The 13,156-nt window shown below is 69.7% G+C and carries 13 protein-coding genes; all 13 read left to right on the top strand.

The annotated features are described in order from the left end of the window. The first annotated feature begins 6 nt into the window (after positions 1-6). The 13 genes from priA (at position 7) to RPIT_RS06245 (ending at position 13,155) form a co-directional block, all read left to right on the top strand. Positions 7-744, top strand: a complete 738-nt coding sequence (priA, locus tag RPIT_RS06305; RefSeq protein ID WP_077344237.1) for a bifunctional 1-(5-phosphoribosyl)-5-((5-phosphoribosylamino)methylideneamino)imidazole-4-carboxamide isomerase/phosphoribosylanthranilate isomerase PriA — start codon at positions 7-9, stop codon at positions 742-744. Continuing rightward, positions 737-3,085, top strand: coding sequence for an HAD-IB family hydrolase (locus RPIT_RS06300; protein ID WP_077341635.1), 2,349 nt, complete (start codon positions 737-739; stop codon positions 3,083-3,085). The genes priA and RPIT_RS06300 overlap by 8 nt, the downstream gene beginning before the upstream one ends. Positions 3,086-3,100: 15 nt before the next feature. Then, positions 3,101-4,621 (top strand): lactate racemase domain-containing protein, encoded by a 1,521-nt coding sequence (locus RPIT_RS06295; protein WP_077341634.1) that lies wholly within the window; start codon positions 3,101-3,103, stop codon positions 4,619-4,621. A 184-nt stretch (positions 4,622-4,805) separates the two neighbouring features. Further along, the gene (locus RPIT_RS06290; RefSeq protein ID WP_077341633.1) at positions 4,806-5,408 is read left to right on the top strand and encodes a lysophospholipid acyltransferase family protein; all 603 of its coding nucleotides are present in this window, start codon (positions 4,806-4,808) and stop codon (positions 5,406-5,408) included. Positions 5,409-5,412: 4 nt separating this feature from the next. Next, positions 5,413-6,363 carry a GNAT family N-acetyltransferase gene (locus RPIT_RS06285; RefSeq protein WP_077341632.1) on the top strand — a complete coding sequence of 317 codons (951 nt, stop codon included), beginning with the start codon at positions 5,413-5,415 and terminating at the stop codon, positions 6,361-6,363. 54 nt (positions 6,364-6,417) lie between these two features. Beyond that, on the top strand, positions 6,418-7,191 hold the full coding sequence (locus tag RPIT_RS06280; RefSeq protein ID WP_077341631.1) for a YebC/PmpR family DNA-binding transcriptional regulator: 774 nt from the start codon (positions 6,418-6,420) through the stop codon (positions 7,189-7,191). A 17-nt stretch (positions 7,192-7,208) separates the two neighbouring features. Continuing rightward, positions 7,209-7,718, top strand: coding sequence for a crossover junction endodeoxyribonuclease RuvC (gene ruvC / locus RPIT_RS06275; RefSeq protein ID WP_218121573.1), 510 nt, complete (start codon positions 7,209-7,211; stop codon positions 7,716-7,718). Continuing rightward, a complete protein-coding gene (ruvA, locus tag RPIT_RS06270) occupies positions 7,719-8,330 on the top strand; it encodes a Holliday junction branch migration protein RuvA (protein ID WP_077341630.1) in 612 nt (203 codons plus the stop codon). Next, positions 8,330-9,349 (top strand): Holliday junction branch migration DNA helicase RuvB, encoded by a 1,020-nt coding sequence (gene ruvB, locus RPIT_RS06265; protein WP_077341629.1) that lies wholly within the window; start codon positions 8,330-8,332, stop codon positions 9,347-9,349. Before ruvA ends, ruvB begins: the two co-directional genes overlap by 1 nt. Before the next feature lie 92 nt (positions 9,350-9,441). Then, positions 9,442-9,858: a preprotein translocase subunit YajC gene (yajC, locus tag RPIT_RS06260; RefSeq protein WP_077341628.1), complete on the top strand. Its 417-nt coding sequence runs from the start codon at positions 9,442-9,444 to the stop codon at positions 9,856-9,858. Further along, entirely contained in the window at positions 9,858-11,480 is a 1,623-nt protein-coding gene (gene secD, locus RPIT_RS06255) for a protein translocase subunit SecD (protein ID WP_418361373.1), read from the top strand. The genes yajC and secD overlap by 1 nt, the downstream gene beginning before the upstream one ends. After that, positions 11,480-12,613 carry a protein translocase subunit SecF gene (secF, locus tag RPIT_RS06250; protein ID WP_077341627.1) on the top strand — a complete coding sequence of 378 codons (1,134 nt, stop codon included), beginning with the start codon at positions 11,480-11,482 and terminating at the stop codon, positions 12,611-12,613. Before secD ends, secF begins: the two co-directional genes overlap by 1 nt. Next, positions 12,613-13,155: an adenine phosphoribosyltransferase gene (locus RPIT_RS06245; protein WP_077341626.1), complete on the top strand. Its 543-nt coding sequence runs from the start codon at positions 12,613-12,615 to the stop codon at positions 13,153-13,155. The genes secF and RPIT_RS06245 overlap by 1 nt, the downstream gene beginning before the upstream one ends. Position 13,156: the final 1 nt, after the last annotated feature.

Raw genomic sequence — 13,156 nt, 5'->3', positions numbered from 1 at the left:
AACTCCGTGGAGAAACTTCAACTCTTGCCCGCCGTCGACGTTCAGGGCGGTCAGGCCGTCCAACTGGTCCAGGGAATCGCCGGGACGCAGAAGGAATTCGGCGATCCGCTCGCCGCCGCGAAGCGCTGGCAGGACGGAGGGGCCGAGTGGCTCCACCTCGTCGATCTGGACGCTGCTTTCGGCCGCGGATCGAATGCCGAGCTGCTACGCGACATCGTCGGGCAACTGGACATGCTCGTGGAGATCTCCGGGGGGATCCGGGACGACGCATCGCTGGAGCGGGCGCTGGCCACCGGGGCCCGCCGGGTCAACATCGGCACGGCCGCGCTTGAACAGCCCCAGTGGTGTGAGCGGATCATCGCCGAGCACGGCGACAAGATCGCCATCGGCCTGGACGTGCGAGGGGAGAACCTGGCCGCGCGGGGCTGGACCACCGAGGGCGGGCCCTGGCCGGAGACCCTCGATCGCCTGGTGGCGGCCGGCTGCGAGCGCTTCGTCGTCACGGACGTCAACGCCGACGGCATGCTGACCGGGCCCAACGTCGAGTTGCTCCTGGCAGTGGCCAGGCGTTCCGGCCGGAAGGTGATCGCGTCGGGCGGCATCTCATCCCTGGACGACCTGCGCGCCCTGCGCGCGCACGTCGACGACGGTGTGGAGGGCGCCATCATCGGCACTGCGCTCTACGTCGGACGCTTTACGATCGAGGAGGCGCTCGCCGTCGCCGAGGGGGAGCCCAATGGTTAAGCCCCCCGCCAGCACCTTCGGCGCCGTCAAGAGCGAGACGCTGCACGTCCCGCCCCTGCTCGACGGCCGGATCGCAGACCTCCTCGACGGCCAGAAGATCGTGATGACCGGCGTCACGGGGTTCATCGGGGAACAGATCCTCTGGAAGGTGCTGGCCGAGTGTCCGGGCACCACGGTCGGGGTGTTGGTCCGCCCCAAGGGCTCCGTGACGGCCCACCAGCGCGTCGCCGGCCTTCTCGGGAAGAAGATCTTCGCCGAGATCGTCGCCGCCGCCGGCGGTGTGGACGCGCTCATGGCCAGCCGCGTCGAGGTGATCTCCGGCGATCTGCCGGGCGTGCCCGATCTCCCGCGCGATCTGGACGTGCTCGTGCACTGCGCCGGGGACGTGTCCTTCGACCCGCCCATCGACCAGGCCTTCATGACCAACGTGGTCGGCACCAGAGCCCTGCTCACCAAGCTCCGGGAGGCCTGCTCCGACGACGACGGCAACCTGGTCAAGGTGCCCCACTACGTGCACGTCTCCACCGCATACACGGCAGGCCGTCGCCGCGGCGCCATCCCCGAGGCCGCCCACGTCCACAACGTCGACTACGAGTCGGAGACCGCCGCGGCGCTGGCGATGAAGGACCACATCGAGGCGCGCTCCCGCAGCTCCGAGCAGCTGACAGCTCTGCGTAGGCAGGCCGAGGAACTCCACGCCAAGGCCGGCTACCTCACCACCTCTGAGGACACCGAGCGGCGCCGTCAGGAGTGGGTGAAGCAGGAACTGGTCTCCGCCGGCACCGAGCGGGCCCGCTCGCTCGGCTGGACCGATGTCTACACGTTCGCCAAGGCGCTGGGGGAGCGGGTCGTCACTGATCTGGGCGCGGACTTCCGGGTCTCCATCTTCCGTCCCGCGATCGTCGAGTCATCGCTGAAGTACCCCTACCCGGGATGGATCGAAGGCTTCAAGATGGCCGACCCGATCATCCTCGCCTACGGCCGCGGGCAGCTGCCGGAGTTCCCCGCTTCGCCGGACGCCGTCATCGACATCATCCCCTGCGACTTCATCGTCAACGGGATCATCGCGGTCTGCGCCACGCGGCCGACCGTTGGCCAGCCGGAGTTCTACCACGGCAGTTCAGGGGCTCGGAACCCGCTGACCTTCCGCGGCATCTACGAGCACGTGCGCTCCTACTTCGCCAAGCACCCCTACACGTCGGGGCAGGGCTCAACCCCGCTCGCCACGTGGAACTTCCCGGGCGCCGAGCCGATCGAGAAGTTCATGTGGGTGGCCGAGAAGGGGGTGCGGGTCGGCAACAAGCTGCTCAGCTACGCCCCCCGCGGGAAGAACACACGCAAGTGGGCCAGCGCCCTGGACAAGTCGGCCAAACAACTGGAGTTCCTCGGCAAGTATCTGACCCTCTACGGCGAGTACCTGCAGTCCGAACTCCACTTCGTCGACGACTGCACGTTGGCGCTGCACAACTCGCTCCACCCCGATGACCGGGAGAAGTTCGGCTTCGATTCGGCCTCCTTCGACTGGACGCACTACATGGAGGAGGTGCACATCCCGGCCATCACCGACCCGGTCCGGCGCCTCGAGGCGGCCCGCAAGCGGCGGCAGGGCCGCTCCTCCACGTTCCGGGACCTGAAGCCGGCGGAGCCGGGCACCGTCCTGGCCGCGTTCGACCTGGACGGCACCGTCATGGCAACCAACGTGGTGGAGACCTACCTGTGGGCGCGCCTGCCCGAGCTGAGCCCGCTGCGCAGAGCGGCGGAGGTCGCGAGGGTCGCTGCCCAGCTCCCGCTGTACCTCGGTGCGGAGCGCCGCGACCGCGGCGTGTTCCTCCGCTCGATCTACCGGCGCTACGCCGGCGCGGATCTCGCCGCCCTCGAGGAGTACGTCGACCAGCACCTGGCGCCCCTCATCCTCGACCGCATGTCGCCGGCTGCGATCCGCCGCATCCGCGAGCACCGCGACGCGGGGCACACCACGATCCTGCTCACCGGTGCCATCCGGCCCCTCACGCGCCCCTTCGAGGGGCTGTTCGACACGATCGTCGCCGCAGAGTTGGCAACGGACGCCGACGGGCGCTGCACCGGATTCCTCAGCGGGCCCCCGATGGTCGGGGAGTCGCGCTCCGCATGGCTCCAGCACTACGCCAAGCTCCACGACATCGAGCTGGGCGGCAGCTTCGCCTACGCGGACAGCCACGTCGACCTCCCCATGCTCGGCACGGTGGGCAACCCCGTCGCCGTGAGTCCCGACATCGGCCTCATGCGGGCAGCGAAGGCGCGGGGATGGTCCATCGTCGAGTGGCCCGCCATGTCGCCGCTGCCGCGCTGGAAGATGTCGTAACCGAAAGGAAAGCCTGTGTCACGTCCTGGTTTCGTTCTGGAGGTCGACGACAAGACCCCACCCCTGCTGACGTTCTCCGGCGCCCAGCTGCGCTTCGAGCGCTTCGGCCGCGGCACCAAGGTGCTGTACCCGGCCGACGCCGTGCACTCCGCCAACCCGGTGGCGCTCATCGACTCGGCCCTGGCCTCCCCGATCGACTGCGAGCCGCTCGCCGAGCAGCTCCACCGGGACACCAGGCTGACGATCGTCGTGGTCGACTGCGACCGGCCGCTGCCCAGACCACAGTTCGACGTGCGCCAGACGCTCGTCGAGCGGGTGCTCGAGACCGCCGCCCGGGCGGGCGTCGACGACGTCGAGATCGTCATCGCCAACGGGTTGCGCCAGCGCTGGTCCGCCGCGCACGTCTCCCAGGTGCTGGGCGATCGCGTCGCAACGTCCTTCCTGCCCGACGGCCTCGTCAACAGCCACGACGTCACCGCCGACGACCTCGTCACCCTCGGCGACGTCGACGGGCGCCCGGTCAAGTTCAACCGACGGGTGGCCGAGAGCGACGTCGTCGTGGCGGTCGCGGTGCGTGCCGACACCGGGTGTCACTGCCCCTTCATCGGTGGCCTGACCGACGCCGACACGATCAACTCGCTGCGCGGTGTCGGTGCCACCCCCGAGCGCCAAGAGGCCGTCCGCGCCCTGGTGGCCGAGCGCGTCAATACCTTCGGCGTCACGGCCGTCCTGGGCCAGCCGCTCCTGGCGCCGAACCTCAGGTTCGTCTCGCGGCGCGAATGGGAATGGAAGCTGGGCGACCGGCTCGCGTTCGCCACCGCCCGACAGGTCGTCGCCGCGCTCCCTCGACAGGGAGCTCAACTCCTCCACGGGAACCCGCATGCCGACTACGCGGTGGTCGACGTCGTGGGCGGCAGCTACCAGGCCGCCTTCGACGAGTCCCGGCTGGTCTGGCAGGCGGCCAACGCCGTCGAGGTGAAGGGCCAGGCGGATGTGCTCGTGACCTCGGTGTGGGGCGCATCGGTCGACGAGGGCGACCCGATCGGAAACCCTCTCACCGCCGCGCACCATGCGCTGGTGGCGAGCGCCGGCTCACACGCCGAGACGCCCTTCGCCCGGCAGGGAGGGGCGCTGATCGCCTTCCACCCGCTGCGCCCACGGTTCTCGAACCGGCGGCAGTCCGCCGCGGCCGACTTCTACGCCAAGGTGCTGCCCGAGACGCTCGACCCTACCGAGATCGCCGCCACGCACGAGGCGCGCGCCAGCGCTGACTCCTGGTACCTCGACCTCTACCGCAAGCAGTTCGCCGACCACCCGTTGCGCGTTTTCCATCAGTGGTACGAGATCGCCGAGGCCACCAGCCACTACTCGGAGGTGATCTGGGTGGGCGGGGATCGTCGCAGCGCGGCCCTCTTCGGCCACCGGGCCGCCACCACGTACGCGGACGCCCTCGAGATCGCGTCCAACCAGGTGGGGCGGTCCCCGGAGATCACCGTGCTGCACGGCCCCGGCCTGGCGCTGGGGGACGTGCGGTGAGCCGCTCGCTGGCTTCCTGGGCGCGCAGCCACCCCGACCGGCGGGGACCCCGTCTCACCTGGCCGGGCGACGTGGGCAGGGCGCTGCGCGCCACCGTGCGCCGACAGGTGCCCGCCGGCGCCCCCCGAGGTCCGCCGCGCCCCGGGACTGGCGGCCCAGGGCGGAGATTTCACCCCGGCAGCTCATGCGCACGATCGTCAGGCTGCGCCTGGACATCGAGATCGTGGGAGCCGACGCTCTCAACGGGCTCGATCAGCCGGTCGTGCTCGCCGCCAACGAGCAGGGGGCACTGGATTACCAGTTGCTGCGCAGGATCCTTCCGGCGCGCCTGCGGCCGACGACGGCCCGCCCCTCGCGCGCCCTGGCGCGCGGCAGGAACGTCGTGGTGTTCGCCGATGAGCCGGGCCAGGGTCGCCTCGTGGGGGAGTTCAGCACGATCCCCGCGGAGCTCGCCAACCAGCACAACGTCGCGATAGTGCCCGTCGGCATCGCCGGTACGTTCAAGCTCAAGCGCATCCTCAAGCTCGCGCTGCGCACCAAGCCCAAGGTCTCGGTGCGGTTCGGGGCCCCCATCTACCTGCGGGGGCGCTCGATCGGTGACGCCACCGCGGAGCTGCAGTCACGGGTGGAGCAGTTGGTCCACGAGGGGGAGCTCAGCTGGTGGACGATCGAGCGGCGCCGTTCCGGCTCCCAGGCTCCCTCGCCGCTGGACACCGCCGCCCGCTGGCGTCGTCTCTGGGACCAGTCCGCGCCCTCAGCGGACCCCAGCCCCCGTATCTGGCGCTAGAGCCATGGCCTCCCCGCACATCGACGCCTACGTCGAGCCGCACCTGTCCTGGCGGACGCTGGGTCCAGACGATGCTGATGAACTCGACCACTTCCGGACCCAGCTCGAGGCGCTCGACAACTCCGTGCTGGCGGGCATCGCCGAAGGCATGACCGGCGGCGCGCCCGCCATCGTGCCGGGCCAGGCGGTGGGCGGCTGGGACCACTACGACTCGCTGTCGGCCTACGGCCTCAACTACATCTCGGCGAATCCGGACCCGCGCGCCTACCTCATGGGTGGCGTCCACCCGACCCACCGGCACCTCGGCATCGGGACCTCGCTGTTCCGCTGGCAGATCGCACAGGCGATCTCCTGGCGTGACGAGCACCACCCAGGCCGGCCACTGTGGCTGGGCAGCTACGCCGAACTGGGCCGACCCGGCCTGGACCGGGTGGCGCGCCACTACGACTTCACGCCCGAGCGGTACTACTACGACCTCCACCGGGACCTGACCGTCCCGATTCCGCTCTGGGTACCGGAGGGGGTGCGCCTCGCACCGTTCGTGCCGCAGGCGTCGGAGGCGGTCCGCCGGCTCCACAACATCTGCTCCCAGCCCCTCGGCGGGGCCGAGGTGACCGAGGATGTCTGGGCGGACCGACTGTGTGCCGCCGACTTCAGGCCCGACTGGTCGTTCCTGGCCACCGTCGAGGGGCGCGTCGTCGGCTATGCCATGAGCGGCATCGAGGAGGGCGGCGGCGGCTGGACCGAGCGGTTCGGCGTCGACCCGGCGCATCGGGGACGCGGCATCTCGCTCGCGCTCCTGGCGAGCTGTCTGCGCGCCATGCGGGACTCCGGGTGCACCGAGGCGGGGATCGGGATCGACACCCCGGATGGGGTGGGCGTCCAGCGGCTCGCGGCGGAACTCGGCTACACGACACGCGACGCCGTGGCGCTGCTCAGCAAGGTCGTCACCTGAGCCCCGGTAAGCTGAGCGGAGCAATCACGGCAGAGCAAGCGAAAGCGGGAGTTGATGAGCGGACATTCCAAGTGGGCGACGACGAAGCACAAGAAGGCGGCGATCGACGCCAAGCGCGGAAAACTCTTCGCCAAGCTGATCAAGAACGTCGAGGTCGCCGCGAGGCTGGGCGGCGGTGACCCCGCCGGCAACCCGACCCTCTACGACGCCATCCAGAAGGCCAAGAAGTCCTCGGTTCCCAACGACAACATCGATCGCGCCGTCAAGCGTGGCTCCGGGGCGGAGTCGGGCGGGCACGACTACGAGACCATCATGTACGAGGCCTACGGCCCTGCCGGGGTCGCGATCCTCATCGAGTGCCTGACGGACAACCGGAACCGCTCGGCCTCGGACGTGCGGGTGGCCGTCACCCGCAACGGCGGGACGATGGCCGACGTCGGCTCGGTCCAGCGGCTCTTCGCGAGGAAGGGCGTCGTCACGGTCCCCAAGACGCAGGGTGACGTCGAGGTGCACGAGGACGCGGTCCTCGAGGCCGCGTTGGAGGCGGGGCTCGAGGAGGTCAGCGACGCCGGCGACTCCTGGGAGGCCATCTCCGACCCGAACGACGTCGTCGACGTCCGCAAGGCGATCGAGGCCGCCGGTCTCGACTACGACTCCTCCGAGGTCCAATTCGTCGCCTCGTTCGATCAGGCGGTCGACGAGGTCGATGTGGCCGCGAAGGTGTTCCGGATCATCGACGCGCTCGAGGACTCCGACGACGTGCAGAACGTGTACACCAACGTGGACCTGACCCCGGAGGTCGCCGAGGCCCTCGACGCGCAGGAGTGAGCGGCGCCATGCGCGTCATCGGGATCGATCCGGGGCTGACCCGGTGCGGGGTCGGAATCGTGGAGGGCACCGTCGGGCGACTCCCCACGATGATCGCGCTCGGTGTGGTCCGGACGAGCCCTTCGCTCGACGTCGCGCGGCGTCTGGTCGAGCTCGAGTCGGGCCTGGAGGAGTACTTCAACAGGTACGCGCCGGAGGCGGTGGCCATCGAGCGCGTCTTCTCGCAGCACAACCTGGCGTCGGTCATGGATACCGCCCAGGCGGCGGGGGTGGCCGCGCTCGTCGGCGCACGCCGAGGACTCAGCGTCACCTTCCACACCCCCAGCGAGGTGAAGGCGGCGGTCAGCGGCTCGGGCTCGGCGGGGAAGGCCCAGGTCACCCAGATGGTGATGCGTATCCTGCGGCTGGAGGTTGCGCCGAAGCCGGCCGACGCCGCCGATGCCCTGGCCATCGCTGTGACCCACGTGTGGCGCGGAGGCGCCACGAACCGTTACGCGGCGGCCGTGGCGGCCGCCAAGAGGAGATAGATGATCGCGCAACTGAGCGGCACCATCGCCACGGCCGGGGCGACGTCCTGCGTCGTCGACGTCGGCGGAGTCGGGTACCTCGTGCATGTCACGCCCGCCACTGCGTCCGGGCTGAGGGTGGGGGAGCGCACTGTGCTCCACACCTCGCTGGTCGTCCGGGAGGACTCGATGACGCTGTACGGCTTCGCCGACGAGAACGAGCGCCACGCCTTCGAGATCGCCCAGGGTGCCTCCGGGGTGGGACCGAAGCTGGCCCTGGCCATTGTGTCGGTGCTGGGGTCGGGCGACTTCCGGCGCGCCGTCCAGAGCGAGGACCTCAAGCGGCTGACGTCGGTGCCCGGGGTCGGTCTCAAAGGCGCGCAGAAGATGGTCATCGAGCTGCGCGAGAAGGTGCTGGTCCTCGAGGATTCGGCGGGCGGCGACCGCGAAGCGCCCGAACGCGCCGACGACGCCTGGCGGGCCCAGGTGTCCGAGGGCCTGCAGGGGCTCGGGTGGTCGGTGCGTGACGCGGACGCCGCGTGCGACAACGTCGCCCACCTCGTCGAGGAGGATCCCTCGATCGGCATGGGCACCCTGCTGCGGGCTGCTCTCAATTCGCTGGCGAGGCGGTAGTGGAGCACTCCGACGTCGACCCGACCGCGCAGGTCGAGGACCGGGACTACGAGGCCGCGCTGAGGCCCAAGAGGCTCACCGAGTTCGAGGGTCAGCCCCGCGTGCGCGAGCAGCTGGGGCTCGTCCTCGACGCGGCGCGGCACCGGGGTACGTCGCCCGACCACGTCCTCCTGTCGGGCCCGCCCGGCCTCGGCAAGACCACGCTCGCGATGATCATTGCCGCCGAACTCGGCGTCAACCTGCGGATCTCATCTGGGCCCGCGATCCAGCACGCCGGGGACCTGGCCGCCATCCTGTCCGGGCTGGACGAGGGCGAGGTGCTGTTCCTCGACGAGATCCACCGCCTCTCCAGGCCGGCCGAGGAGATGCTCTACCTCGCGATGGAGGACTTCCGGGTCGACGTCATCGTCGGCAAGGGCCCGGGCGCCACCGCCATCCCCATCGAGCTGCCGCCCTTCACCCTGGTCGGAGCCACGACCCGCGCGGGCCTGCTGCCGGGCCCGCTCCGGGACCGGTTCGGCTTCACAGCCCAGCTCGACTTCTACGACGCGGCGGACCTGGCCGGCATCGTGGCCGGCTCGGCCGCCAAGCTCGGGGTGCCCATCGACTCCCACTCGCAGGGCGAGATCGCGCGCCGTTCCCGCGGCACCCCGCGCATCGCGAACCGGCTGCTGAGGCGCGTGCGTGACTTCTCCCAGGTGAAGGGACACCCGGAGGTGACGCGCGACGTCGCCAGGGCCGCGCTCGAACTCTACGAGGTCGACGAACGCGGGCTCGACCGGTTGGACCGGGCGGTCCTCGACGTGCTCACGCGGCTCTTCGACGGCGGCCCGGTGGGGTTGTCCACGCTGGCGCTCAGCGTGGGCGAGGAGATCGAGACCGTCGCGGAGGTCGCAGAGCCGTTCCTCATCCGCGAGGGACTGCTGGTTCGCACCCCCCGCGGACGGGTCGCCACCCGCGCTGGCTACGCCCACCTCGGCCGGCGCCCGCCGGCTGCGAATCCGGCCCTGTTCGACTAGGCGCGCTGATCGTCTCCTCCGCCGGGTTCGGCTCTCGCCAGCGGCTCCGCTATCCTGAGCGGTGCTTCACTGACTTGTCGGAAGATTGACCCATGCTTGAAATGCTCCTGATGATGGCCGCGCTGTTCGCGGTCATGTACTTCCTGCTGATCCGTCCCCAGAAGAAACGGATGGAACAACACCAACAGATGCAGGCTGCCCTGCAGCCGGGGGAGCGCGTGCTGCTCACCTCCGGCATCTTCGCCACCATCGTGCACACCGGAGAGAAGCAGCTCATCGTCGAGCTGGCCCCCGGCCTCGAGGTGACGGTGCTGAAGGGCAACGTGGCCCAGCGGGTGACGCCGGACGACGAGGAGTTCGAGTTCACCGAGGACACGGTCCCTGCCTCCTCCGTGGAGGACGCACCGCAGACGACCGACGGCGACTTCTCCGGCCAGTTCGACGACCTGCGCCCCGAGGACTTCCAGCGCCCCGACACCCCGGACGATCACCGCGCGGGTGATAAGTAGTGGCGACAACAGCTCGCCGGGGCCGTCCCGGCGTCGTCCTCGCCGTCTTCCTTCTCGTCATCGCGGGCCTCTACACCCTCATGGCGGCGACCAGCTCATGGACCCCGAAACTGGGCCTTGACCTTCAGGGCGGGCAGACCATCACCCTGACCGCCACCAACGAGACAGTCCCGATCGATTCACTCGAACTGGCCAAGGACATCATCCAGCAGCGGGTCGACGGCCTCGGCGTCGGCGAAGCGACGGTCGCCGTCTCCGGTGACCGCAACATCGTGGTGTCCGCGCCGAACGTCGACCGGGACGACCTCGTCGAGCTCGTTGGTGCCACCGCCCAGCTGGCGTTCCGTCCAGTCCTCACCGTCGGGGCGGGCACCGGACCGGGCGCACCCGAAACGACTCCCTCCGCGGGCGAATCCGAGGCGCCGCTGCCCGGTCTTCCCACGGCCCCCGCGTCGCCTGCCCCCTCCACGGAGGCAACCGCCGGCGCCGGCGACGAGGTCATGCCGATCCAGGAGGTGCTGGCCTACCAGCCCACCCAGGAGGATCTCGACGCCTTCAACGCCTACCAGTGCGGCGATCCGATGGAGGAGTCGCCGCGCAGCGCCATCGTCGCCTGCGACGACCAGGGCCTGCAGAAGTTCCTCCTCGGACCCACCGCGGTGCGCGGCCAGGACCTGGAGACCGCCTCGTTCGGCATCCCGCAGGGTGAACTCGCCTACGCCGTGACGCTGTCGTTCAACTCCACGGGCACCGCCCAGATGTCGGAGCTGACCGGGGCCCTCGTCGGCCAGGCGGAGCCCCGCAACATGTTCGCGATCGTGCTCGACGGGATCGTCGAATCGGCCGCCACGGCCCAGGACCGCATCCTCAACGGCGAAGCGATCATCCGCGGGGGATTCACTGCTGACACCGCCGCCGCGCTGTCCAACGTGCTGAAGTTCGGTTCGCTCCCGCTGTCCTTCGAACCGTCCCAGGTGGAGACGGTCTCCGCGACCCTGGGCGGCGAGCAGCTGCGCGTCGGCATCATCGCCGGCATCATCGGGCTTCTCGTCGTCGCGCTCTACGCGTTCGTGTACTACCGCGCGATGGGCATCGTGGTCGTCGCCTCCCTGGCCGTTGCGGCCGCGGCGACCTACTCGCTCATGGTGCTGCTGGGCCAGGCCGTCGGCTTCGCCCTCAACCTGCCCGGCATCGCCGGAGCCATCGTGGGTATCGCCGTGACGGCCGACTCGTTCGTCATCTACTTCGAGCGCATCCGAGACGAGATCCGGGAAGGGCGCAGCCTCAAGTCGGCGCTCCAGGCAGGCTGGGAGAAGGCGCGCGGCACGATCATCATCTCCGACATGGTGTCGCTGCTCTCGGCGCTCATCCTGTTCTTCCTCGCCTTCGGCGGGGTCAAGGGGTTCGCCTTCACGCTGGGGCTCACCACCCTGCTGGACCTCGCGGTGGTGTTCTTCTTCACCAAGCCGCTCGTTGAGCTGATGGGCCGCACCAAGTTCTTCGGACAGGGCCACAAGCTCTCCGGTCTCGACGCCGAACACATGGGGGTCAGCCGCGACTCCCTGCTCGGCCGGAGGCTTCGGCGCAGGCCCACCACCCTCACCACCCCGCAGGAGGCCTGATGTCGACGACGAAGCGATCGATCGCCGAGCGGCTGTACACCGGCCAGCTCAGCTACGACTTCATCAAGAACCGCAAGCTGTGGTTCATCATCTCGGCCGTCCTGTTGTCGGCGTCGCTGCTCCTCATCCTCGTGCGGGGGCTGACCCTCGGCATCGAGTTCCGCGGCGGCACCGACTTCCAGGCGCCCATGCAGGTCCAGTCCACCACTGTCGATGACGTGCGAGCCCAGGTCGGCGACTTCGAGATCGAGGACCTCGACGCGCAGGTCTTCGCCGTCGGCGACGACGCGATCCGCGTCCAGACGCGATCGCTCAATCCGGAGGAGACGACCACAACGCGGGCCGACATCGGCGAGTTGGCCGGTGTCGCACCAGAAGAGGTGACCTACAACGCCATCGGCCCGTCCTGGGGCGAGCAGATCTCCCGCCAGGGGCTGGTGGCGCTGGTGGTCTTCCTCGTAGCGGTCATGCTGCTGATCGCGGCGTACTTCCGTGACTGGAAAATGTCGATCGCCGCCATCGTCGCCGTGTTCCACGACCTCATCATCACGGTCGGGGTCTACGCGCTGGTGGGCTTCACCGTCACGCCGGCCACCGTCATCGGCGTCCTGACGATCCTCGGCTACTCCCTGTATGACACCGTCGTTGTGTTCGACAAGATCCGCGAGAACGTCAAGGGCATCGGGCACACGAACAAGACCTACTCCCAGCAGGCCAACTATGCGGTGAACCAGGTCATCGTCCGCTCGATCAACACGACGATCATCGGCGTCCTGCCCGTGTTGGCGCTGTTCATCGCCGGTGCCACCCTGCAGAGCGGGCCGCTGGCGGACCTTGGGCTGGCGCTGCTCGTCGGCATGATCGCCGGCGCGTACTCGTCGCTGTTCATCGCGGCCCCGTTGCTCGCCTGGCTGCGCGAGCGTGAGCCCCGGATGATCGAGCACCGCGAGCAGATCGCGCGGCGCGCGGCCCGCGCTGAGCAGAAGCACGCGCGCTCCGCCGCAAAGGCTGAGCCCGCCTTCGCCGCGGCCGGCAGCCCCGCTGCTCCGCCGACCACCGAGCCGACCGGCCCGGTGGTCCGCAACCAGCGCCGCACCGCCTCGACCCGCGCCGAGCGACGGGGACGCAAGTGATGTCCGAAGCGGCCTACCGGCGCGAGTTGGTGGGCAGCCTCATCCACGATGTACCCGACTTCCCCAAGCCGGGGGTCGTGTTCAAGGACATCACCCCGCTGTTGGCGTCCCCGCACGGGTTCCAGGCGGCGGTCACCGAGCTCGTCACCACCGCGCCGCGCCAGATCGACATCGTGGTGGGAATGGAGGCGCGGGGCTTCATCTTCGCCGCCCCCGTGGCCCTGGCGCTTGGCGCCGGCTTTGTGCCGGTGCGCAAGCCGGGGAAGCTTCCGGGGGAGACGATCAGCGAGTCGTTCGAGCTGGAGTACGGCTTCGAGACCCTGACCATGCACCGCAACGCGATCCCCGCCGATGCGCGTGTGCTCGTCGTCGATGATGTCCTGGCCACGGGCGGCACGGTCGGGGCCACCGCCGCGCTGCTCCAGCAGATGGGGGCCGAGCTGGTCCACGTCAGCGTCGTCATGGAACTGGGCTTCCTCGGGGGTCGGGCGCGACTCGCCGAGCAGGGGATCGACAACTTCTCCGCAATTTTGACAGTCTGAG

The sequence above is a fragment of the Tessaracoccus flavus genome, assembly GCF_001997295.1.
GTDB classification, from domain to species: domain Bacteria; phylum Actinomycetota; class Actinomycetes; order Propionibacteriales; family Propionibacteriaceae; genus Arachnia; species Arachnia flava.
This window is presented reverse-complemented; position numbering and strand designations above follow the sequence as displayed.